Source organism: Candidatus Pantoea multigeneris (assembly GCF_011752615.1).
GTDB classification, from domain to species: Bacteria; Pseudomonadota; Gammaproteobacteria; order Enterobacterales; family Enterobacteriaceae; genus Pantoea; species Pantoea multigeneris.
This window is the reverse complement of the sequence record NZ_VWXF01000002.1, coordinates 551841-575825: the sequence shown is the minus strand read 5'-3', so window position 1 is coordinate 575825 and position 23985 is coordinate 551841. Positions and strand designations below refer to the sequence as shown.

15 protein-coding genes are annotated in these 23985 nt (G+C 50.3%); 12 read left to right on the top strand and 3 right to left on the bottom strand.

The annotated features are described in order from the left end of the window. The first annotated feature begins 9 nt into the window (after positions 1–9). The 11 genes from F3J40_RS08010 (at position 10) to F3J40_RS07960 (ending at position 17800) form a co-directional block, all read left to right on the top strand. On the top strand, positions 10–1680 hold the full coding sequence (locus F3J40_RS08010; protein ID WP_167013512.1) for a hydantoinase B/oxoprolinase family protein: 1671 nt from the start codon (positions 10–12) through the stop codon (positions 1678–1680). A gap of 26 nt (positions 1681–1706) precedes the next feature. Then, a complete protein-coding gene (locus F3J40_RS08005; RefSeq protein ID WP_240155337.1) occupies positions 1707–2912 on the top strand; it encodes a pyridoxal phosphate-dependent aminotransferase in 1206 nt (401 codons plus the stop codon). A gap of 56 nt (positions 2913–2968) precedes the next feature. Further along, positions 2969–3778: an NAD-dependent epimerase/dehydratase family protein gene (locus F3J40_RS08000; protein ID WP_167013510.1), complete on the top strand. Its 810-nt coding sequence runs from the start codon at positions 2969–2971 to the stop codon at positions 3776–3778. Between the two features lie 20 nt (positions 3779–3798). Beyond that, complete coding sequence (locus tag F3J40_RS07995; RefSeq protein WP_017345971.1) at positions 3799–4986, top strand: NAD(P)/FAD-dependent oxidoreductase; 1188 nt, start codon at positions 3799–3801, stop codon at positions 4984–4986. Positions 4987–5000: 14 nt separating this feature from the next. Then, positions 5001–6677 (top strand): thiamine pyrophosphate-binding protein, encoded by a 1677-nt coding sequence (locus F3J40_RS07990; protein ID WP_205297247.1) that lies wholly within the window; start codon positions 5001–5003, stop codon positions 6675–6677. Between the two features lie 306 nt (positions 6678–6983). Further along, on the top strand, positions 6984–8420 hold the full coding sequence (locus F3J40_RS07985; RefSeq protein ID WP_017345969.1) for an aldehyde dehydrogenase family protein: 1437 nt from the start codon (positions 6984–6986) through the stop codon (positions 8418–8420). 25 nt (positions 8421–8445) lie between these two features. After that, positions 8446–9195 carry an electron transfer flavoprotein subunit beta/FixA family protein gene (locus F3J40_RS07980; RefSeq protein WP_167013828.1) on the top strand — a complete coding sequence of 250 codons (750 nt, stop codon included), beginning with the start codon at positions 8446–8448 and terminating at the stop codon, positions 9193–9195. A gap of 2 nt (positions 9196–9197) precedes the next feature. Continuing rightward, positions 9198–10127, top strand: coding sequence for an electron transfer flavoprotein subunit alpha/FixB family protein (locus F3J40_RS07975; protein ID WP_167013508.1), 930 nt, complete (start codon positions 9198–9200; stop codon positions 10125–10127). Between the two features lie 134 nt (positions 10128–10261). Beyond that, positions 10262–11860, top strand: coding sequence for an APC family permease (locus tag F3J40_RS07970; protein ID WP_167013827.1), 1599 nt, complete (start codon positions 10262–10264; stop codon positions 11858–11860). 229 nt (positions 11861–12089) lie between these two features. Then, positions 12090–16865, top strand: coding sequence for an NAD-glutamate dehydrogenase (locus F3J40_RS07965; RefSeq protein WP_167013506.1), 4776 nt, complete (start codon positions 12090–12092; stop codon positions 16863–16865). A gap of 167 nt (positions 16866–17032) precedes the next feature. Beyond that, positions 17033–17800: a FadR/GntR family transcriptional regulator gene (locus F3J40_RS07960; RefSeq protein ID WP_017345964.1), complete on the top strand. Its 768-nt coding sequence runs from the start codon at positions 17033–17035 to the stop codon at positions 17798–17800. Between the two features lie 30 nt (positions 17801–17830). On the opposite strand, the gene F3J40_RS07955 is transcribed toward F3J40_RS07960, so the two are convergent. After that, the gene (locus F3J40_RS07955) at positions 17831–19465 is read right to left on the bottom strand and encodes an electron transfer flavoprotein-ubiquinone oxidoreductase (RefSeq protein WP_205297285.1); all 1635 of its coding nucleotides are present in this window, start codon (positions 19463–19465) and stop codon (positions 17831–17833) included. 325 nt (positions 19466–19790) lie between these two features. Here F3J40_RS07955 and F3J40_RS07950 point away from each other — a divergent pair, with 325 nt between their 5' ends. Continuing rightward, on the top strand, positions 19791–21128 hold the full coding sequence (locus F3J40_RS07950; protein WP_167013502.1) for an MFS transporter: 1338 nt from the start codon (positions 19791–19793) through the stop codon (positions 21126–21128). Positions 21129–21176: 48 nt separating this feature from the next. Here F3J40_RS07950 and F3J40_RS07945 read toward each other — a convergent pair whose 3' ends face one another. Together F3J40_RS07945 and F3J40_RS07940 are read right to left on the bottom strand one after the other, a co-directional pair. Next, positions 21177–22541, bottom strand: coding sequence for an MFS transporter (locus F3J40_RS07945; protein ID WP_167013500.1), 1365 nt, complete (start codon positions 22539–22541; stop codon positions 21177–21179). A gap of 284 nt (positions 22542–22825) precedes the next feature. Further along, positions 22826–23752 carry a LysR family transcriptional regulator gene (locus F3J40_RS07940; RefSeq protein WP_167013498.1) on the bottom strand — a complete coding sequence of 309 codons (927 nt, stop codon included), beginning with the start codon at positions 23750–23752 and terminating at the stop codon, positions 22826–22828. Positions 23753–23985: the final 233 nt, after the last annotated feature.

The window sequence follows — 23985 nt, the reverse complement described above, 5'->3', positions numbered from 1 at the left end:
ATTATTACCATGACCAATCAGACGTTAGCAAAAGTACAGCAACAGGTGATGTGGAATCGCCTTATTTCCGTGGTTGAAGAGCAGGCCATGACGCTGATCCGCACGGCATTTTGCCCGAGCGTGCGAGAAGCAGGGGATTTGTCCGCCGGGGTATTCGACATTCACGGTCGAATGATCGCGCAGGCCGTTACCGGAACGCCGGGCCACGTGAATACCATGGCGGAATCCGTTGCACACTTCATTAAGGAATTTGGCCCGAATAACATTCTGGAAGAGGATGTTTATATCACCAACGACCCCTGGAAAGGCACCGGGCACCTGCACGACATTACCATTGTCACCCCGACTTTCCGTCATCAGAAATTGATTGGCTTCTTCGCCTGTACAGCACACGTTGTTGATATCGGCGGGCGTGGCTTTGGCCCCGATTCGCGTGAGCTGTATGAAGAAGGCCTGTTTATCCCCCTGCTGAAGCTGTTTGATCAGGGAGAAACTAACCGGGTTCTCATCAGCATTTTGCGCAATAACGTGCGTGAGGCCGATCAGGTGATTGGCGATATCTTCTCGCTGTCGGCCTGTAACGCGGTGGGCGCGCGCCGCCTGCTGGATATGATGGATGAGTTTGCACTGGATGATTTACAGGAACTGGCCGAATTTATTTTCAGCAACAGTGCGGCGGCCACTGCCGAACGTCTGGCGCAGTTACCCGCCGGAGCAACGGCTTCGAATAGCATGACGCTGGATGGCTACGATGAGCCTGTCACGCTGGCCGTCACTCTGACGGTGGAAGATGGCACGATCATGGCCGATTTCGCAGGCACATCGGGTGCCAGCAAGTTTGGTATCAACGTCCCGCTGATCTACACCAAAGCCTACGCCTGTTATGGCCTGAAATGCGCGCTGGCCCCGGAAATCCCCAATAACGAAGCTTCGCTGGCGGCCTTCAAGGTGAAAGCGCCAGATAACTGCATCCTTAATGCGCGTCGTCCTGCTCCGGTTTCGGTGCGTCATGTGCTGGGTCACTTTGTTCCGGACCTGGTACTCGGTGCGCTGCAAAAACTGGCGGGCATTGATGTGCCGGCGGAAGGCTCTGGTTGTTTGTGGAACCTGCATGTCAGCGCGCGCCCGACAGATGAAAACGCCGACCCTGCGCTGAATGCAGAAATTTTAATGTTTAACAGCGGTGGCACCGGTGCGCGGGCGCAGTTCGATGGCCTGAGTTCAACCGCTTTCCCGAGCGGTGTACACACTATGCCGGTAGAAGCCTCAGAGCATGTCGGCCCGATCACTATCTGGCGTAAAGAGCTGCGTCCTGGTTCAGGCGGCGCGGGTAAGTATCGCGGTGGTCTGGGTCAGATTATGGAAATCGCGCCGAATGAAGGCTTTGAGTTCCGTTTCAACGCGATGTTTGACCGTGTGCTTTATCCGGCACGCGGACGCGAGGGTGGGCTGAGTGGTGGCGCAGGACGCGTTTCACTGGCCGATGGCACGCTGTTAAAAGCGAAAGGCACACAGCTGGTGCCACAAGGCAACGCGCTGGTGCTCGAGCTGCCAGGCGGCGGCGGTCATGGCGACCCGCGGCAACGCGACCGCGCTTTAGTGCAGCGCGATATCGAATATGGCTTTATCACCGAAGCCGAAGCCCAGGAACTCTACGGATACTCTTCTAACGCCCGCTAACGGCGGCAGAATAACAGTGAGCGAAGATGATGAACTATCAATCAGAACGACTTTCCCGCATTCAGTCATCGCCCAGTATGGCGGTGTCGCAGGCAGCGAAAGAGATGACGCGTCAGGGCATTAATGTGGTCGACCTTAGTCTTGGTGAGCCTGACTTCGATACGCCGCAGAATATTATTTCTGCCGCGATTCAGGGGATGCAGACGGGCAAAACACGCTATACCGCGTCAGCGGGCATGCCAGAGCTGAAAGAGGTGATTGTTCAGAAGCTGGCACAAGACAACGGATTAACCTACACCGCAGATGAAATCACGGTGGGTAACGGTGCCAAGCAGATTATTTTTAATGCGCTGATGGGCACGCTCGAAGAGGGCGATGAAGTGGTGATTTTGGCCCCTTATTTCGTCTCCTACCCGGACCTGATTAAACTGCACGGCGGTGTGCCGCGCATTGTCACCTGCCGTGCGGAAAATGATTTTCGTCCGACGCGGGAAGATCTGGCGGCGGCCATCAATGAAAAAACGCGCTGGATCATGCTGAATACACCGTCAAACCCTTCAGGTGCGGTGTTAAGTCAGGCAGATTTCCGCATGATTGGTGATGTGGTGCGTCCATTCAGCAACTTGCTGGTTATGTCGGATGAAATCTATGAAAAAATTGTGTTTGAAGGCACAGAATTCGTTTCATTCGGCCAGGCCTGTCCCGATCTGCGTGACAGAACGCTGATCATTAACGGCGTCTCTAAAAGCTATGCCATGACCGGCTGGCGCATCGGTTACGGAGCCGGGCCCGCAGGCTTAATTCAGGTAATGAATAAGCTACAGTCGCAGAGCACCACCAATGCCTGTTCTATTTCGCAAGTTGCCAGTGCGGAAGCCATCAGTGGCAATCAGGATTTCGTTGAGCATTGCCGCATTCAGTACCAGATCCGCCGCGACCTCATGTTAGCTGAACTGCAGGCCATCCCGCAGCTTAAAGCGTTTTCGCCAGAAGGGGCGTTTTATCTGTTCGCCGACTGTGGAGCGCTAATCGGCAAAAGCACGCCAGCGGGAAAAACCCTGCGTAACGATGCGGATGTGGCCACCTATTTCCTGACCGAAGCACATGTGGCCTGCGTGCCCGGTGCCGCTTACGGGCTGGAGCCTTTTGTCCGTTTCTCTTTTGCCACCTCTGAAGAACAGATCAGACTCGCGGTTAAGCAACTCGCGGCGGCAATCACCAAACTGGTTTAATCGTAAATTCGTGTTGCCTTGTATAAGGCAACCGTTCCAAAAAGTGTGGAGCTATTATGGCGAGATTTAAACGTATTCTTATTACCGGTGCAGCGGGTCGTCTTGGTTCGGTATTAAGAAAAGAATTAGCCGGTCTGGCAGATAAATTACGTCTGACTGATATTGCCGATATGGGCAAGGCCGCAGATAACGAAGAAATTATTCAGTGCGATCAGGGCGATTACGACAAAATACTTGAAATCACCCGTGATGTTGATGCAGTGGTGCATTTAGGCGGCATTCCACTGGAAAATACCTTTGAGAATATTTTGCATGCCAATATTCGTGGCAGTTACAACGTGTATGAAGCCTGTCGTCGCAATGGCGTGAGCCGCATTATTTACGGCAGCTCTAACCATGCGATCGGTTTTTATGAGCGTGAAGCGATGATTGGCTCTGATGTGCCGCATCGCCCGGACAGCCTGTACGGCCTGAGTAAAGCCTTTACCGAAGATTTGGCGCGTTATTACTATGACAAATTTGGCGTCGAAACGGTTTCGATCCGTATTGGTTCTTCCTTTGAGGAGCCGGTAGATCGCCGGATGTTAGCCACCTGGCTGAGTTTCCGCGACTTTGCCCAGATGGTCGAGCGTAGCCTTACCGTGCCGCGGGTTGGCTTCACCGTGGTCTACGGCGTGTCAGATAACCGCGAACAGTTCTGGAACAATCAGCAGGCGAATGTCCTCGGCTACCAGCCGCAGGACAGCGCGGATGTCTTCCGCGAAAAAGTGGAGGCCAATACCACCGTGCCGGATCCAAAAGATATCGCCGTCGTGTATTGCGGGGGCAGTTTTCCTGCCGCTGGCCACTATGAAGATAACCACTAAATATTTGCTGGAGAAAGAACATGTCTGATATTAAATCTTATGATGTGGTGATTATTGGTGGTGCGGTGATTGGTAGTGCTACGGCGTATTTCCTCGCAGCCAATCCAGATTTTAATGGTTCGGTGCTGGTGATTGAACGCGATCCAACCTATGCAAAATCGGCAACAGCGTTATCATCCAGTTCTATTCGCCATCAGTTTTCCAATGAAATTAATATTAAGATTTCACAGTACGGCTCTGAATTTATTAAGTCCTTTAATGACTATTGTGCTGTTGATGGCGATGTGCCGGAGTTGGGCTTCCAGGAGAACGGCTATCTCTACATGGTAAGTGAAAAGGATAGAGCCATCCTGACGGAAAATTACCAACAGCAGGTTGCGTTAGGTTCTGAAATGGCATTACTCACGCCAGAACAGATCGAGCAGCGTTTCCCCTGGATCAATGCGCAAGGCGTGGCCGCCGGTTGTCTGGGCTTATCGGGTGAAGGCTGGTTCGACAGCTTTGGTCTGTTACAGGGCTTCCGTAAAAAAGCGCGTTCGCTGGGTGTTACCTACATTCACGATGAAGTGGTGGGCTTAACCCGCAACGACGACAAAATCGAACGCGTACATCTGGCCTCGGGTGAGGTGATCAACTGCGGCTATGTGTTAAATGCAGCGGGCACGCGCGCCAGCAAAGTCTGCGAAATGGCTGACTTATCGATTCCGGTCGTACCGCGTAAGCGCTGCATTTTTGTCTTTGACTGTCGGGAAAAAGTGGCCGATAAAATGCCCGCTATTATCGACCCGACCGGAATTTTCTGTCGTCCGGAAGGGCGCTACTTCCTGAGTACCCTGGAGCCTACGCCGGATCCGGATGTCGATTTCAATGATTTTGACGTGATCCACTCTGAGTTTGAAGAACGTATCTGGTTGCCGCTGGCAGAGCGCGTTCCGGCCTTTGAAGCCATCAAAGTCGTCAACTCCTGGGCCGGTCATTATGACTACAACACCCTCGATCATAACGCCATTATTGGTCCGCATACCCATGTGAAAAACTTCTTGTTTGCCAACGGCTACAGCGGCCATGGTTTACAACAGTCTCCGGCAGTAGGCCGTGGTCTGGCGGAGTTGATCACCTACGGTGAATACCGTTCGCTGGATCTCTCGCCACTGGGCTACGAGCGTATCGCCACTCAGACGCCGTTCCTTGAAAAGTTAATTATCTAGTCCGGAGCACAACCATGAAATCTGCAATGAATTCTACCGCGCCCGCGCGTAATGGCGGTCGTGTCCTGATTGATGCTCTGCGTAATAACGGCATGGACCGCGTGTTCTGCGTTCCGGGTGAAAGCTATCTCGCGGCGCTGGATGCCTTACATGATACGCCGGAAGTGGCTCTGCATGTTTGTCGTAATGAAGGAGGCGCAGCCTACATGGCTGACGCCTACGGCAAGCTGACGGGAAAACCGGGTATCTGCTTTGTTACCCGTGGGCCAGGTGCCACTAACGCGAGCTGTGGGTTGCACGTTGCCCGTCAGGATTCGACGCCGATGATTCTGCTGATCGGCCAGGTCGCGCGTCAGGATATGGATCGCGAAGCCTTCCAGGAGATCGACTATCGCCGCATGTTTGGTGAAGTCGCCAAATGGGTTGCGCAAATCGAAGATGCCTCCCGCATACCGGAATATGTCAATCGCGCCTGGGCTACGGCTACGGCGGGACGTCCAGGGCCAGTGGTTCTGGTACTGCCAGAAGATATGTTGACCGATGAAACACCGGTCGCCGATCTCCCGGCATGGACTCCGGTTGTCACGTTGCCCGGCACAGCTGACGTTCAGCGCATTAGTGATGCCCTGGAAACCGCCGAGCGCCCGTTAGTGATTGTTGGCGGCAGCGGCTGGAGCGAAACCACGCGTCAGCAGCTGGAAAAATTTGCGGAAACCTGGCAACTGCCGGTGGCCAACTCCTTCCGCTGCCAGGACTATATCGATAACGATCACGCAGGTTATGTGGGTGACCTGGGCATTGGCATCAGCCCGGCGTTGACTGAGCAGGTCAAACAGGCGGATCTGCTGTTGGTGATTGGTGCTCGTCTGGGTGAGATGACCACCCGAGGCTATTCACTGATTACTATTCCGCAGCCGCAACAGCGTTTAATCCATATTCACGCCAGCGCGGAAGAGTTGGGTAGCGTCTATCACGCCGAAGTCGCAATTAATGCGGCTCCTGCAGCAGTCGTTGCGGCACTCAGCGAGACGAAACCCACGCGTACGCCGGTATGGCAGCAGCAGACGCGTCAGGCCCGGGCGGCGTTTAACGCATGGAACCAGCCGATTACCGTCGCAGGTGATGTGCAAATGGCACAGATTATCGACTGGCTCAACCGCAATGTGCCTGAAGACACCATCGTCTGTAATGGCGCAGGTAACTACACGGGATGGATCCACCGCTTCTGGCGCTTCCACAAAGTGCGTAGTCAACTGGCACCGACCAATGGGGCGATGGGTTACGGCACGCCAGCCGCGGTGGCAGCAAAACTGATCGCCCCTGAGCGTACCGTGATTGCTTTCGCCGGGGATGGCTGTTTTATGATGAATGGCCAGGAGCTGGCCACGGCCGCGCAATACGGTGCCAACATCATTGTTATCGTGGTGAATAACAGCATGTTTGGCACCATCCGTATGCACCAGGAACGTGAATACCCCCGTCGGGTGGTGGCGACAGAATTACAGAACCCAGACTTCTGTGCTCTGGCGCAAGCCTACGGCGCGCATGCCGAGTTGGTCACTCACACGGAAGCCTTTGCCGCCGCATTTGAACGAGCGCGCTCAGCGAACAAGCCTGCGGTGATCGAAATCAAACTGGAAAAAGAGATCATCTCCCATAACACCACACTGTCAGCACTGCGCGACCGTTAAGGTAAGAAGAAGAGGCAGTAACGATGTTGTCACTGCCTCAAGACGTTCTTTTTACCTGTTATTTTGCTGCTATGGCCGTTCGGGTAATAAGCCAGCGTTATGGCTAAACGGCAATTTTCAGATGCGGATTTTTTAAATTCAGTTAAATCAATGAATTAAAATATCGCGTTGAGCAAAATAAGACCTGCGTCAAATTAATCAATAACGATTTTACATATCCGTAACGATCAAATTGCGCGTAATTAAGAGATGCGATAAGTTGTCAGACATCTTATTACCGCACAACAGATGAATGAGAACCTCGAGATGGAATCATACAAGAGCTTCATCGGTGGAAAGTGGGTAGGCACTGAAGCGACGACACATAACGTTAATCCTTCAGACACCAAAGACCTGCTTGGTCTGGCGGCCCAGTCAGGCATTGAACATGTGAATCAGGCTGTGGCGGCAGCGCGCGAGGCTTTCCCTGCGTGGTCTACCAGCCCCATTCAATTGCGTAGCCGTATTTTAGATGTGACCGGCAACGAAATTCTGGCGCGCCGTGACGAACTGGGACGCCTGCTGGCAAGTGAAGAGGGCAAGACCCTGCGTGAAGCCACTGGCGAGGTGATTCGCGCCGGTGAAATCTTTAAGTTTATGGCCGGTGAAGCCCTGCGCATCCCGGGTGAAGTGCTGGACTCAACCCGTCCAGGTATGACGGTGGAAATTACCCGTGAAGCCGTGGGCGTCATTGGCATGATTACGCCATGGAACTTCCCGATTGCGATTCCGGCATGGAAAACCGCACCTGCGCTGGCCTTTGGTAACTGTGTGGTGATCAAGCCTGCTGAGCTGGTGCCGGCTAGTGCGCAAGTGCTGGCGGATATTCTGCATCGGGCTGGCTTGCCGGACGGGGTGTTTAACCTGGTGCTGGGCAAAGGTTCCGTCGTCGGACAGGCACTGATTGAACATCCGGGCATTGATGCCATCTCCTTCACCGGTTCACAGGGCGTAGGTGAAAACATCGCGCAGATTGCCGCCTCACGCATGATTCGTTGCCAGTTGGAAATGGGGGGTAAAAACCCACTGGTGGTGATGGATGACGCGGACATTGATATCGCCGTTGAGTGTGCGCTGGACGGTTCGTTCTTCGCCACCGGGCAGCGCTGCACCGCATCTTCACGGCTGATTGTTCAGTCAGGCATTCACGATCAATTTGTCGAGCGTCTCGTCAGCCGCATGAAAGCGATCAACGTCGGACATGCGCTGGACCCGCAAACCCATATCGGCCCGGTGGTTGACCTGCGTCAGCTGGAAAGTAATTTCAGCCATGTACACAGCGCTCGCGCAGAGGGCGCCGAACTGATTTACGGCGGTGAGCGTCTTGACCTGGCGACACCGGGTTTCTACATGTCGCCAGCCCTGCTGATCGCCACCCACAATGACATGAAGATCAATCAGGACGAAGTGTTTGGTCCGGTGGCTTCGGTGATCCCGGCGGCAGATTTTGATGAGGCGCTGGCGATTGCCAATAACACTCGCTTCGGCCTCTCTTCGGGGATTGTGACACGCTCCCTGAAACATGCCGCCGCATTTAAGCGCCACTCCCAGGCGGGGATGGTGATGGTGAATGCGCCCACGGCAGGTGTCGATCCGCATGTTCCTTTTGGTGGCCGTAAAGCATCCAGTTTTGGCCCGCGTGAGCAAGGTCGTTATGCCATCGAATTTTATACCTCGGTGAAAACTTCTTACATTCAGCCTTAATGGTTACAACATGAGTGACGCAAAGATGAAAATTTTGGTCGCAGTGAAGCGCGTTGTTGATTACAACGTAAAAATTTCGGTCAATGCCAGCCAGACTGGGGTTGAGACTACCAACCTGAAGATGTCGATGAATCCGTTCTGCGAAATTGCTGTGGAAGAGGCGATTCGTCAGAAAGAGAAAGGGTACGCCGACGAGGTCGTGGTGGTCTCGGTAGGAAGCCAGGCCTGCCAGGAACAACTGCGCGCTGCTCTGGCTCTCGGTGCCGATCGTGCCATTTTAGTGGAAGCGGAAGAGGGGCTGGAGTCTCTGGCGGTGGCAAAACTGCTGGCGGCAGTGGTCAGACAGGAACAGCCAGAGCTGGTGATTCTGGGCAAACAGGCGATCGATTCCGATGCCAACCAGACCGGCCAGATGCTGGCGGCGCTCACCGGCTATCCGCAGGGTACCTTCGCTTCTGAGGTCAACATCGTGGAGAAGAGCGTGGCGGTTACCCGTGAAATTGACGGCGGCCTACAGACGCTCTCGCTGATATTGCCTGCCATCATCACCACCGACCTGCGCCTGAATGAACCCCGTTATGCCTCGCTGCCCAACATCATGAAAGCGAAACGTAAACCGCTGGATGTGGTCTCTGCCGCAGATTATGACATTGATACTCGTCCGCGCTTAACCACGGTTTCCGTTGTTGCCCCTGCGCAACGTGAAAGTGGTATCCGCGTCTCCAGCGTGGATGAATTACTCAATAAACTGAAAAATGAAGCGAAGGTGATTTGATTATGAAAACGCTCATCATTGCTGAACACGATAACCTGCATCTGAACCCCATCACCCTTAACACCGTGCAGGCTGCCGCACAGATCGGTAACGAAATCCACGTACTGGTTGCCGGTTATGGTTGTCAGGCTGTCGCGCAAGCTGCGGCTAAAATTCACGGCGTGACGCAGGTATTCGTCGCCGATAATGAAGCCTACGCGCATCAGCTGGCGGAGAACGTTGCGCCGCTGATCGTGGAGGTGGCACAGAGTTATAGCCACATTTTGGCGCCTGCCACGACTCAGGGTAAGAACGTGCTGCCGCGTGTGGCGGCACTGTACGATGTAGCTCAGATTTCAGACATTATCGCGGTGGTGTCAGCGGATACCTTTAAGCGCCCAATCTATGCCGGAAATGCCATTGCAACGGTAAAATCCGAAGATTGCCTGAAAGTCATCACCGTGCGTGGCTCAAGTTTTGCGCCTGTTGAGTCAGGTTCTGGCAATGCGTCAATCGAACCCCTCAGTCAGGTGTTTAAATCCGACAAAGTCAGCTTTGTCCGCGAGCAGCTGGAAAAAACCGCGCGTCCGGAACTGAATGCTGCGCGCATTGTGGTCTCCGGTGGACGCGGCGTAGGTAGCCGCGAGAACTTTGCGCTGCTGGAACAACTGGCAGACAAACTGGGTGCAGCGGTGGGTGCGTCTCGCGCGGCGGTTGATTCTGGCTATGCGCAAAATGATCTTCAGGTGGGTCAGACCGGTAAAATCGTTGCGCCCGATCTCTATATTGCCGTCGGTATTTCCGGTGCTATTCAGCATTTAGCCGGAATGAAAGAGTCTAAAATCATTGTTGCGATCAACAAAGATGATGAATCACCTATATTCCAGGTAGCTGATTATGGTTTAGTAGGCGATCTGTTTGATGTATTACCTGAATTAACCAGCAAAATATAATATTAATCATTATTTATAACGGGAGTGTTTTACACACTCCCGCTACTTTCTCTTTAATTAAACCCCAAGGTGATGCTTTTTATTTCGGTAGATAAACACGAGATAAAATGGCAGGCAGAAAGTCAGAGGTAATAATGGCAATACTTTTCAGAGGCGATGAAGCGAGCGGTAACCAGGCGACGCATTTCAAAAAAGAGTTATCAACATTTGATTTGACATTTATTGGCCTTGGTACGGTTTTTGGATCGGGTTGGTTGTTTTCAGCTAGTTATGTCGCCTCATATGCTGGCCCTGCGGGTATTCTTTCCTGGATATTTGCAGCTGTCGCAGTATTAGCACTGGGGCTGGTGTATTGTGAGCTGGGAGCTGCTCTTCCTCGTTCAGGGGGGGCAATCAGTTACTTGATGACATCCCACGGTCCTCTTATGAGTTATCTAATAGGGCTGATTACTGTTATTTATATGTCGAGTATGATTGCAATCGAGGTGGTAGCCGCAAGACAATACGCCGCCGCCTGGTTTCCTTCTCTCAATCATTTTGGATCCAGTACTCCAACAATGATGGGTTGGTTACTCCAGTTTGTTATGCTCTGTTTCTTTTTTTCGCTTAATTACCGCAGTATCAAAACCTTCTCGACGTTCAATAATCTTATAAGCATCCTTAAATTTGCCATCCCGGTCCTACTAATCATTGTTCTTTTTACCTTTTTTAAACCTGAAAACTTTACCTCACATGGATTTGCTCCAATGGGGTTCACTGGGGTAGAAATGGCGGTCTCAGCAGGCGGAGTAATTTTTGCCTTTCTTGGGTTAACACCGATTGTTTCTGTGGCCAGTGAAGTTAAGAATCCACAAAAAACGATCCCTATTGCACTGATTTTATCCATTGTGATTTCGGGGATCTTGTACATCCTGCTCCAGGTGGTTTTCCTCGGTGCTGTGCCAGTGACATTCCTTGGGAATGGTTGGGCAGGGGTCGCTGCGCATTTTAAACTTCCTTTTCACGACATTGCCATTTACCTCGGCGTTGGCTGGTTGGCCATCCTTATTGTGATGGATGCCATCGTTTCACCCACCGGTTGCGGTAATATCCATATGAATGCGACGCCACGCATTGTTTATGCATGGTCACGTTCAGGTACCTTCTTCCGCATTTTTTCCAAAGTTGATGAAGAATCGGGAATTCCGCGCCCTGCGCTATGGCTAACATTCGCTCTTGCCGTGTTTTGGACCTTGCCGTTCCCTTCCTGGGAAGCAATGATCAGCGTGGTATCGGCCTCTCTGGTGTTGAGTTATGCGATTGCACCGGTATGTGTGGCGGCGCTGCGGCGTAACGCCCCCGAACTTAAGCGTCCATTCTACTTAAGAAGTTTTGCGATAGTTGGCCCAGTTTCCTTCGTGATTGCCACGTTAATTGTTTACTGGTGTGGTTGGAATAACTTAAGTTGGCTGTTTGCCTCACAAATTGTGCTCTATATCGCTTATCTGTGCTTCAGCAAAGTGGTCCCGCAAGACTATGTCAGTCTTGGCCAGCAAATTAAATCTTCGCTGTGGTTAATTGGCTATTATGTTTTGTTAACTGCCATCTCTTATCTCGGTTCATTTGGCGGGAAGAATATCATCCCACATCCTTATGATTTGTATGTTGTCGCGGCGATTGCGATTGTCTGTTACTACTGGGGAGCATTTACTGGTATCCCAAAAGGGAAAATAGACCTCTACGTATCGGAATGATGAGGCCAAATTTAATATTATTATTTCTTGACTAAGATAATCCATGTGTGTCGATCAAGGACGATCATTTTTTCATGGCAATGTCAGTAACAGACAATGATAGCCCCCTGGTTACAGTGGCATGAATCTGGCTATTGGCAGTGTGACTGCCAATATTTTTGGTCGAAAGCAGCAGCGCATAATAAGAGACGCCGTGCTCTGAATGCCTGTTTTCCACGAGAATCGAGAAATGACAAACAGACGTTCACAAGATAAACAGCCTTTAATCAGGCAGGCGCTGTCGCTGGCGGCCGGACATGATGCTCAGGTTAATGATGAGGACTATCTCCGCTTTTCCCGCCTATTTTTGCGCGCGCTGCCGGTTGAAACGTTAAATGAAAAGAGCCCGGCACAGCATGCGGTCATATTACAGCAATGCTGGAAAGCCATGAAACATTCACCGGCAGAGCGCGCCACTCTGCGGCTTATTACGCCAGCCAGCCATGAACACAGCGATCTTTCGTCACCTTCCTGTATCGTGATTGTTGCGCGAGATATGCCCTGGCTGATTGAGTCCGTTCGCACCGAACTGAATCGCAAAAACATCACGATGCATTACTTACAAAATGCAGTCATCGATGTTGTGCGCAATGCAGAAGGTCACGTGACCTGTTACCAGGATCCGATGTCACCCGTGATACAGGATGCGCGAGCAGAGGCGATTATCTATGTTGAGATAGACCGCCATAGTGAAGCAACGATGCTGCACGATATCGAGTCCGGATTGACAGAAACATTGCGCATCTTGTATCAGGCCAGACAACAGCGTACTGCGATGATCAGAATGCTGTCCGTACAGGTCACGAAGCGCATCGCCAATGACCAGACGCTGACAGAAACTGAGATTCACGAGTCCAGAGCGTTTATCGACTGGTTGGGCGAAGAAAATTTCTTGTTCCTCGCGCATGAAGAGTTAGCGATCAACCATGATGATAAGACCGCCACAGTCACCAGACAAACCGGACCACTCGACTTCACACCCGGCGACAGTGAATATGCCTCTCTGAACCTCGGTCAGCACAACCCGATCTTCAGTGTAAAAAGGGATCGCCGACGCTGTGACTTCTACCGTAATCATCATTTCCACCAAATTATTGTTGATCATAATGACGGGAAGAACCTTTCACGTTTTTATGGCATTTTCACCACCACGGCGATACTGACGCCACCGGAACAGATTCCCCTGGTCAGGGAAAAAATTGTCAGGGTCAAAAAGCTGAGCGGTTTGCAAACCACCGGACACCGATCGCGAGAGTTAGCCAGAATTCTGCATACTTACCCGTGGGAAGAGTTACTCATCGCAACCACCAGTGAATTATTGCAGACCGCGATGGGCATTTATAATTTACAAGAGCGTCGGGGGGCATCGGTGTTTACCCGTATCGATCCCGGCCAGGCGTACATTTCCGTTTTATATTACGTGCCGAAAGATACCTACTGCACAGCCCTTCGGCTCCGGGTGCAAAAGGTCTTGCTCGACTATTTTTCCGCCACGACGCTGACGTTCAGTACCACCTACAGTGATTCTATTTTGTCACGGACGCATTTTTACCTTTCTCGCGATCCGGGGCAGCCGCCGGTTGAGAACATTGAAGGGTTACAGACGCTTATCGCCTCGGTTTCCCTGTCATGGGACGATCAACTGCATGCAGCCTTGCAGGAACGCCTTGGGGAGGAAGCAGGAAATGCGTTGTTTTATCGCTTTGGCAGAGCCTTCTCGCTCGGATATCAGGAACATCATTCGGCGCAGGACGCAGTAAACGATATTCTCTGTCTGGCAGCGTTAACACCGGATAGCCCACCAGATCTGCGGGTGGATCGTGGTTCCAACGTGCAGTCAGAAAGGATGGGATTAAAAATTTTCAGTACGACGAATCCCCTGATGCTGTCAGACGTGGTGCCGGTACTCGATAATGCAGGCGTGCAGGTTGAAAGTGAAAATACCTGGATGATTGATACCCAGCTGACAGGGAAATGCTGGATACATCAGTTTTCATTGATTTATGTCGGTAGTGCCGAAAACCTCACTTCTCAGGTTCTGCAGCAGTGGCAAGATAATCTCGCTGATGTGATTAGCAAAAAAAGTGAGAACGATCGCCTTAACCGGCTGGTACTGGATGCCGGACTGCGTGGTTTTGACGTGATGATTTTGCGTGCGCTCTCTCGCTATATGCATCAGCTGCGCCTGGGGTTCAGTCAGCCCTTTATCATTGAAACCCTGAACAATTACCCCGCCGTGGCCGCGATTTTCAGCTCGCTGTTCAAAACCCGCTTTGCACCGGACATCGCCCAACGTGAGCAACACTGCGAACAACAAAAACAGGCGTTGGAACGTTGCCTGGAGGGGGTAAAGAGCCTGAATGAAGAGCGGGTGTTACGGTCATTCACCGAAGTCCTGTTTGCCATTGTGCGCACCTCTGGCTGGCAACAGACCGAAACGCTTCAGGCACAACCTTTTATCGCTTTCAAATTCAGCCCTCAGTCAATCAGTGGGGTGCGTCAGCCTTGCCCACTCTTTGAAGTGTTTGTCTACAACGCTGAGATGGAAGGCGTACACCTACGCTTCGGTAAAGTTGCGCGCGGTGGGTTGCGCTGGTCTGATCGCAGTGAAGACTACCGCACCGAAGTCCTTGGGTTGGTCAAGGCGCAGCGTGTCAAAAATGCCGTTATTGTTCCGGTTGGCGCTAAAGGGGGATTCATTGTTCGTCAGCCAGTCAGAAATGCCACCCGGGCAGAAACCGTGGCGCAAGGGATCAGCTGCTATCGCCTCTTCATCCGTGGCTTGTTATCGCTTACCGACAATCTGATCGAAGGTCAGACCGTTCCCCCCGCCAACACGCTGTGTTACGACGATGAAGATCCCTATTTAGTCGTGGCCGCCGATAAAGGCACCGCGACATTTTCCGATATCGCGAACCAGCTCGCCAGCGAGGCAAATTTCTGGCTGGACGATGCGTTTGCTTCTGGTGGAAGCCAGGGCTATGACCATAAAAAAATGGGCATCACCGCAAAAGGCGCATGGGAATCGGTCAGACAGCATTTTTATGAACGGGGGCTGAATGCGCAAAAAGACGCCTTCAGCGTGATTGGCATTGGCGACATGGCCGGTGATGTTTTTGGCAACGGCATGTTGCTCTCCCCGGCAATCAAACTGATTGCGGCGTTCAATCACAACCACATTTTCATCGATCCTGCGCCTGACTGTAAAACCAGCTATCAGGAACGTGTCAGGCTGTTTAATTTGCCAGGTTCGGCATGGAGTGATTATCGTCCCGAGCGCCTCTCTGAGGGGGGCGGTATTTTCTCCCGCGACCTGAAGCGCATCACATTATCGCCTGAAATCCAGCAACGCTTTGACATCAGCGCATCGGTATTGCCGCCTGATGAGCTGATCAAACACATCCTGTGCGCCGAGTGTGACATGTTATGGAGTGGCGGTATTGGCACCTATGTGAAGGCCAGCCATGAGAGTGACAGTGATGTAGGGGATAAGAACAACGATACATTACGCATTAATGGCCGGGATCTGCGAACACATATTGTGGCGGAAGGCGGCAATCTTGGGCTCACTCAACTGGCGCGCATCGAATTTGCCGCGCAGGGCGGCGCCATTAACACTGACTTTATCGATAATGCCGGCGGTGTCGATTGCTCTGATCACGAAGTGAATATCAAAATCCTGCTGAATCTGCGGGTTGCCCGTCACCAGATGACGATTGACGAGCGTAATACGCTGTTAAAATCAATGACAGGTTCTGTAGCAAGCTGCGTGCTCAGCAATAACCGGCACCAGGCTCTGGCACTGAGTCTGGCTCAGCAAATGGCCGTTGAGCAGGCGGAAAGCAACATCAAGTTAATCCGCTATCTGGAAACACAGGCTGGGCTTGATCGCGACCTGGAATACCTCCCCGATGAGGCCGCCCTGATGCTACGCAGAAAAGAGGGTAAAGGCCTGAGCCGACCAGAACTGGCGGTATTGATTTCATATACCAAAAGTTCGCTGAAACAAGCATTTATCGATGAGAAACTCGCCAGCCATCCGTTTGCCCGGGAATCCGCTTTTTCAGCTTTTCCGGTGGAATTGGGCAGGTTGTATCCGGAAGATATTTTGGACCATCCGCTGCTGAGTGAAATCGTTGCGACTCAGGTGGCCAATGAGATGGTAAATCGGTTAGGTATCAGCTTCGTGTGGCAGTTACAACAGCTGCGTCAGATGTCGGCAGCCAATATTGCGCTGATATGGTTAGGACTTAAAGAGCTGTTCTCCCTGGATACGTTGTGGTGTGAAGCTGAGCGCGCGGGCAACAGCCTGACATGGGCAGAGCAGTCGGACATTTATAGCCTGTTAATGCGCTTTGTCAGCCATGCTGCGCGCGGCATCTCTCTGAATATGACTGACCCAGAGCAGCTCTTACTGCGTTTACCGCAACTTAAGCGTGATTTAGTGAGCTATGAAGCATTGCTGCCACAGCTGTCACTTCAGCTGAAAAGTGAGACTCAGCCTGATGCAGAGCGGGAAGGTGTGCATCCGCAGCTGCTAAAGGTCATTGACTGTTATGACCTTTATCTCTCTTTCCTTGATATCGCGAATACGGCGTCAACCTACCAAAAGCCGGTGGCGCAGGTCGCTCCGCTTTATATTTTTATGCAAAAAAGGCTCAAGCTCGATCAGCTGGCAACGGCCGTCGAAAACTATAACCCGCAAAACGAATGGCAGTCTCTGGCCCGTGAAACCTGGCTGTATGACCTCACACTTTGTCAGCGCAATATTTCACGCAGTATTATCGAACAGGACGACGATGCCGACTATTCTGGCGAACAGTTGGTGAACCGGTGGCTGGAGAAATATAAGAAACCGCTACAAAAATGGGATGAAATGACAGGGGAGGCACCGGGAATTAGCGCGGATGAACTGTCTGCCTTTGCTATGATGCTGCGAGAACTGGAAGGATTTATATATAACTAGCTGATTTAAATAGGTTAAATTATCCACTCAGCCCGGGTGTTGCATGTCAGTGCCCGGGCTGCATTTTTATTAAAGATTATGTTAATTTTAAGTACTTATTGCCTCCCAATGTCAGATCATATGATATCATCTGACATATCTAAAATAATCAAATGTCGAGCAAACTTATGTTTTATAACGACCCCTTACACATTGATAATACTGAAGCTTTTGGCCGAAAAGGTAGCCTGACTGAACGTCTGGTCGAAATAATCAGTTCGGATATTCGTTCCGGTAAGTACAGCCCGGGAGAGAAGCTTCCAACGGAAAAAGAATTTATAAGTAAATATAATGTAAGCCGCAGCGTCGTCCGTGAAGCTATCGCCTCGCTCAAATCCGATGGATTACTGCAATCGCGTCAGGGTATTGGCGTTTTCGTCATTGATCCTTTGCCTTCTGAGCCGTTCAAGATCTCCACGAAAGATGTCAAAGATCTCGAAAATATTGCCTTAATGCAGGAATTGCGCAAGGCGGTTGAAATTGAGTCTGCCGGTCTTGCCGCCGAGCGACGTAGCACCCAGCAAATGAAGAAGATTACTGCCGCTTATAAAAAACTCGAGAAAGCTTATTCCGAAAATGAGAGTGATATCGGCCTGGAAGACTTCGATTTTCACCTTGCTATCGCTGAGGCCACCGGCAATAAATACTTCTCTGAGTTTTTAGTCTATCTGCGAAATCAGATCACACTAGGGCTGAGTATTAAATACAAGGGCGCGCGCCGTTTCTCCAACAACGCTTACCGTGCGAACTCCATCGCGGAACATTTAGCGCTGCTCCAGGCGATAGAAAAACAGGATTGCACAGAAGCCCGTGATTTAATGCGTGCGCACCTGTCCAACGCATCGCAGTATTACAGCGACCTGGAAAGTTATTTGTCGGATGAACAGAGCAACTGACACTGGAAGAGGGCTCTTCCAGTGCACCGATTACATATTTGGATAATTGGGGCCGCCAGCACCTTCTGGTACGGTCCAGTCAATGTTCTGACAAGGATCTTTAATGTCACAGGTTTTACAGTGGACGCAGTTCTGTGCATTGATTTGTAGTTTTTTATTATCCCCTTCACCGGTTATTTCATAAACCCCCGCCGGGCAATAACGTTGGGCGGGTTCTGCATAAATCGGAAGATTCAGGCTGATGGGTAACGCAGGATCGCGTAACACCAGATGGCACGGTTGATCTTCTTCATGATTCGTATTTGACAGATAAACGGATGATAATTTATCAAAACTCAGAATGCCGTCAGGTTTAGGATAGGTTATCTGTTTACAAAGGCTGGCCTTTTTCAAACGTTGATAATCAGGTGTCCGATCGTGCAAGGTAAACGGCAGTTTGCCCTTAAACCAGTTCTGATCGAGATAATTAAATGCGCCACCCAGCAGCGTGCCGAAACGGTGCATTGCTGGGCCAAAGTTGCGCGCAGAATGCAGCTCATCATAAACCCAGGATTGAGCGAACAGGGCGCTGAATGCCGTCAGGTCAGCAGGTGGCTGCTCATGTTGACTCAGGGCATCAACAATCGCCGTTGCAGCGATCATGCCCGTTTTCATGGCGGTATGCGTACCCTTGATCTTGGCGAAATTCAGCGTTCCCGCATCACAACCAATCAGTAATCCCCCAGGGAAATGCATTTTGGGCAGTGAGTTCAACCCCCCTTTAGCGATCGCTCTGGCGCCGTAGGCGACCCGTTTCCCGTGCTGCAAATAGTGGCTAAACACCGGGTGATGTTTGAGGCGCTGGAATTCATCGAAGGGGCTAAGGTAAGGGTTGCTGTAGGACAAATCAGTGATGAGGCCCAGCGAAACCTGCCCGTTCTCGCAGTGATAAAGGAATGAACCGCCGGTCGCACCTTCATTCAGCGGCCAGCCACTACCATGGATCACTAATCCAGGCTGATGCAGTTCCTTGGGTATATCCCACAACTCCTTAATGCCGAGCGCATAGTGTTGTGGATCGACGTCTTTATCAAGTTGGAATTGCTTGATCAGCTGTTTTCCCAGATGTCCTCGGCATCCTTCAGCAAACAGGGTGTATTTTGCCAACAGCTCCATGCCAGGCGTATAGCTGTGTTTTAATTCACCGTTCGATTTAATCCCCATATCACCGGTCAATACGCCTTTTACCGTGCCAGCTTCATCATAGATGATCTCTTTAGCCGCAAAGCCGGGGAATATATCGACGCCGGCCGCTTCCGCCTGCTGTGCCAGCCAACGGCAGAAATTACCCAGGCTGATAATGGTGTTGCCCGTATTATGCATCGGCGTGGGGATCAATGAATGAGGAAGCGGGCGCGCTGATTTTTCACCCGTGAAATAATAAATCTCATCTTTTAATACCGGCACGCCGAGCGGCGCACCGCGTTCTATATAATCCGGAAACAGTTCCTGAAGGGCACGAGGATCAAGAATAGCGCCGGAAAGTGTATGTGCACCAATTTCTGAGCCTTTTTCAATCACGCATACGCTAATCTCTTGTTTTTTCTCTTTGGCCTGATTCATTAACGCACATGCTGCTGAAAGCCCGGCAGGGCCGCCGCCAATAATGACGACGTCAAACTCCATCGATTCACGTTCCACTAATTTGCTCCCGACATTGACTGCCTAAAATCAAACATATTGATTACGTATCACTGTTAACGGTGTCATATGATTTTCCAATAACACTTTAACATCGTTAACATAGCATATATTCTGGTCAGGTTATCAGATGACAGACAACTAAACAAATTGAAAATGCGAACCTCATCACACCTATTCATATGATTATTAACATTATTTAAATTGTTAATGTTAACCTGGCATCATGAAAACATCTTATTACCGATATCTTAAACTTCTGAACGCATGCGCTTCTGGTCTGCCTTGCTGCCATTTACTGGAGTGATTGATGAATAAAATTAATGTTGAAAATGCGATTCCTTTGACGGTTAACAGTGCATCAGACCAACATACAGGGAGTAAAGCGTTGAAGAGGGTAGTGGTAGCGGCAATGGCTGGCAGTTTTATCGAGTGGTTCGAATTCTCGGTGTATGGATATATGGCTGCCGTTATGGGTAAAATTTTCTTCACCAATGCCGCACCGGCAGTTCAGTTGATTGCTTCTTTTGCGACCTTTGCCGTGGCTTTTATCGCCAGACCGGTAGGGGGAATGGTGTTCGGTATCATCGGCGACAAAATCGGCCGTAAAACTGCACTCAATATCACCTTGTTGTTGATGGCCGCCGCGACATTCTGTATTGGCCTGTTACCTTCAGAGTCCAGTATTGGGGTTACCGCGCCGGTTTTGCTGATCCTGTTGCGGCTGATCCAGGGTTTTTCCAGTGGCGGTGAGGTTGCCGGTGCTTCCATCTTTGTTGCCGAACACAGTCAGGATAAACATCGAACGTTTATGACCAGCTGGGTCGAAGTGGGCTGTATAAGCGGCTTTATCTTCGGTGCTCTGACCACGGCAGTGTTACATTTTAGCTTCACTGAAGATGCTCTGTTGCAATGGGCGTGGCGTTTGCCATTCATGTTGGCAGCACCGATGGCGTTGATAGGCCTCTATATTCGCCATAAGCTGGAAGAGTCCCCCCTGTTTGTTAAAGAAAACCAGGCTGCTAAATCTGTGTCACGACCCCGCTTAGCCACACAGAAAAAATCGCTGCTTATCTCTTCGGGTTTAATCATTGGCGCCAATATCCCGTTGTTCATTATTCTGACCTACATGCCAAGCTGGTTGGTGAGCACCTTGAATTTAACCGCAGAGAAAAGCCTGCTGATGACGGTGGTGCCGATGTTTTTCCTGATGATGACCATTCCTCTGTTCGGTAAGCTTGCGGACCGACTTAGCCGTAAAAAAATTATGTCATACGGCTATCTGGGCATGATGATTTTCTCTTTTCCTTGTTTTATCGCATTACGCTCGGGGGAGATTGCCTTGCAGTTTCTGGCCTTGCTCAGTTTGAATATGCTTCTTTCAATGTTGCTGTCATGCATACTGGCTAAAATCCCCTCACTGTTCCAGGTTTCATTCCGTTTTACTGGTATGGCCATCAGCTACAATGTGGCGGTCGCGTTATTTGCGGGCACGGCGCCGATGTTTAACGCCTGGCTGATTAAAGTCACGGGGAACCCTTTTATTACGGCCTGGTATCTTATCGCCGGTGCCGCTGTGGGTTTAGTTGCGGTCATGGCGGCGGAAGACAAAACCGGGCAGCCTATGTCTGGTGATCGTCGCCGCTGATGTTTAAAGTGGCGGCGCACCCGCCACTTATCTGCTCTCTTCAGGACATCAGGATTGATCCGCAGGCAGGGGTTTCCCGGTGTAGTCCTTCATGCCCCACATCGCCAGAATACCCATCAAGGCACCCGCCATTAAATAATAGGCGGGGACCAGCGTCGATCCCGTCTTCTCAATCAGCATGGTATTTAACAGGGGTGCGGTTCCGCCGAGCAGGGATACCGAAAGGTTATAACTGATTGCAAAGCAGCTATAGCGAGCCTTGTGTCCAAACAGGGAGGTTAACGTTGCGGGGATGGTGCCTTCAAAAAAGAGCATTCCTGCAATTAACACGCACATGCTGATGATAATGAATACGGTGTCACCGCTCTTGAGCGCCATAAATGCCGGAACAGAAAACAGAATCATCACGCTGCAGCCAATCTGCAACAGGCGCTTTCTGCCAAAAATATCACCGAAATAACCAAAGAGTGGGATGAAAACTAATAATCCCAGCGTCGAAATAAGGGAGAGGTTGGCGCTAAACTCTTGTGACTTGCCTAAGAAACTGGATAAGTACCCAGGGATGTAACCTAATATAATGTAGTAACTGATGTTGAAGGCTGCCACGATGCCGGCACAGCGCAATAACTGTTTCCACTCTTTGGCGATAATAGTGACAAAAGAGGTTTTTATCTGCGGAGAACGTTTTTTCTCACTCTGCATCTCTTTAAATATTGGCGTCTCATCAACCCGCATACGGATAAAAATTGCCACTATGCCCATTAATCCGGCGATAGCAAAGGGTACACGCCAACCCCATGCAAGCATCACTGATTCGCCTAAAGTATGGCTGATGATACTGACAATAATCCCCCCAACGAGAAAACCAAGAATATTACCAAATTCTAACCAACTGGTGAGAAACGTTCTTTTTTTGTCCGGGCTGTGTTCCGAGATGAAAATACAGGAACCACCATATTCTCCCCCGGTTGACAGCCCCTGCAGCATCCTGCACAGCACCAACAGAACCGGTGCCAGCATCCCAATGGAATGGTAGGAAGGAATGATAGAAATCAACAACGTAGATAAAGACATCACGCTGATACTTGCCACTAAAGCAGTACGACGACCAAACTTATCCCCAATGGGACCGAAGATGAACCCCCCTAAAGGTCGTATGACAAATCCCGCTGCAAAGGTGGCATAAATAGCGATCATCTCTGTTTTATTGTTTGAAACCGGGAAGAAAACTTTCGCCATGATCATGGCCATCGCGGAGTAAATGGCAAAATCAAACCATTCCACCATATTGCCTAACGTCACACCTGCAACCGTTTTTGGCAATGTGGTTTTGTTAATGGTTAATTTATCATTGTATCCAGTATCATAACAACGAGACCCCTCGGAGTAAGGAGTTATAAGAGTATCTTTCATTTTATTATCCTGTCTGATTTGATCTGATAGGCGAAAATAATCTTCTAGTCTTGGCCCTGAAAATAAGCCTTTGCTCATAAACTTCAGATATTATGTGATGATAATCACCAGTCATAATAAAAAATGGACAGGGTGATTAAATCCATTTTTACAACGCTCTAAAAACCCTCTCTCCCCATACTATGCCTGTGCAATGCTTGATATAGTTCTAGGCTGTATAACCCAGGTTATGAACAGGGGTAAAATTTTGGGTCATATAGGCTCCACCTATAAAGTCGTTGGGTTCATAGGTTTTCCATATCTTCACTTGAGGCTTTTAAGCGACTGAGATAGCGTTTCATCATCTGAATAATCTCGCGTGTAGCGGGTGAAATCGCCGTATCAGCACGGTGAATAAAAGCGAATTTCTCAAAGACAGGGGGCGTGAGCGCTGTCCATTTCAGCCTTTCGCCATAACCCAGATGATGCAAAATGGGTTTAGAGGCCAACATATCACCGACCCCACGCGAGGCTAATTCGAATGCCGTTTGTTGATGCTCAATTTCAATGACGGGTTTCAATGTTGCACCTACCGCTTCCGCACGCTGATTTAAAATTTTGCGGATCGGATCACTATTGCGCCACGTGGCTTCGGTCAGTATCAACGGTGAATTTAGCAACGCGTGAATATCTTTTGTTCCTTTAGCTCGCTCACTATCTGCGGTGACGTAGCCCAGTTCGGTCGACCAGACAGGTTCACTGACGGATAAATTTTTCGCGTTAATCGGCAACATCACCAGGCCCGCTTCGATTTCGCCATCAATCACCGCCTGTGCCACTTCCGCTGAGTTAGGACCAATAATCTTCAGGTTAACTCCGGGGTAGTTTGCATGAAATTCACAGATTAAATCGGTCAGGAAATACTGGTAAGCAGAACTAAATGTGCCGAAGGAGGCGATACCATCTTTCAGCTCTCTCACCGATTGCACGGCCTGATTGCCGTTTTGCGCCGCCTGAATCGCAATTCTGGCATGGGGCTCCAACTTCTGTCCTGCTTCGGTCAGAATTAATCGACGGTTGGTGCGGATAAAAAGATTCGTGCCTAATTCATTTTCCAGCCTGAGAATTTGATCCGAAATAGAAGGCTGAGAAATCTTCAACATCTCTGCCGCTTTAGAAATAGTACCGGATTCGATTGCAGTGAGAAAATAGTTAAGCTGTTGAAGTGTCATGGATTTCTCTCATTACCGTCTATACATTCAATGTGGCTTTTATTAGCGTGATTTTAATACCACATTTTTAATTTATTGATCCATGGATATATTTTTTACTGAAATATTGTCAAACTCACCGATCAATGGTATCCGCGCGTGATAATAAGAAAATACCACCGTTTTTATTTAGCTGGCTGGATATTTCGTTTCTTCGTTTAAACACAGCAATCACATTGCCGGGGTTGTGGAGG